This window comes from Microvirga sp. P5_D2, from assembly GCF_054049475.1.
Genome location: NZ_JBFUMH010000385.1, coordinates 1 through 959, shown reverse-complemented (window position 1 = coordinate 959; position 959 = coordinate 1). Strand labels below are relative to the sequence as shown.

Below are 959 nucleotides of genomic sequence, written 5' to 3'. Positions count from 1 at the left end.
GTGCCACACCGCCATAGACCAGCACCGTGATGCCGATGCCGACAACCGCGAGAATGGCTGCTTGCACCCAGGAGGATGCCTCCGGCACCGACGCCAGCGTGATTGCCATAATCTCAGCGGAGAGGATGAAATCGGTCTTGATGGCGCCGCGCACCTTCTCGTCCTCGAAGCTTTGAGCGCTCTGCACCGCCTCGCCCACAGCCGCCTCGTGCTGATGTGCGCCATGCGGGAAGAGAGCCTCAAAAACCTTCTCCGAACCCTCGTAGCAGAGATAGGCGCCGCCGATCATGAGAAGCGGCGTGATGGCCCAAGGCGCCGCGAAGCTGAGAAGCAGGGCCGCGGGAAGAAGAAAGATCAGCTTGTTCTTGAGCGAGCCGACCGCGATCTTGCCGACAATCGGCAGCTCGCGTGATGCGGAAAACCCCACCACATAGCGCGGCGTAACGGCGGCATCGTCGATCACCACGCCCGCCGCCTTCGCACCGGCCTTGGCGGCCTGCGCCGTGATGTCATCGAGCGACGCCGCGGCGACCTTGGCAAGGCCAGCAATATCGTCCAGCAGCGCAATCAGGCCGATGCTCATGGGTTCTCCCGTCGAAATGTCCCTGCTCGACAACCTTGGGCATGGCTTTGGGTTGCGGCGACGCTCATGGAAATATCATTTCATCGGGCGCGAGGCTATTCGCTAAGATCCTTGATTCCGACCGAGGAGGCTTCACGCAGCCTTGCGGGCCAGATAGCGGCCGTCGCCCATCGCCGTGATGTGGCCGTAGCGCACCAGGGTCGTAAGAGCCTGGGTGACGCGCTGCTCGATGYGCTTGCCGCCGCGTTTGAAGCCTCGCGCCAATTCCGAGGCATCCACAGGTCGGCCGGCGCGCAACAGGGCATGCTCCACGGCAAGCGAGTCCTCGGTGCGGTCCTTGGGGAATTCCGGCAGGCCTTTGTCGATGGACACCACG

The 959-nt window shown here is 63.4% G+C and carries 2 protein-coding genes; both read right to left on the bottom strand.

The window, feature by feature from the left end:
- Positions 1 to 583 (bottom strand): DUF808 family protein (locus ACXJKO_RS31850; RefSeq protein WP_457094989.1); only part of this gene is annotated, 583 nt, incomplete at its 3' end.
- 132 nt (positions 584 to 715) lie between these two features.
- Positions 716 to 959: hypothetical protein (locus ACXJKO_RS31845; RefSeq protein WP_457094988.1), on the bottom strand; the 244-nt coding region annotated here is incomplete at its 5' end.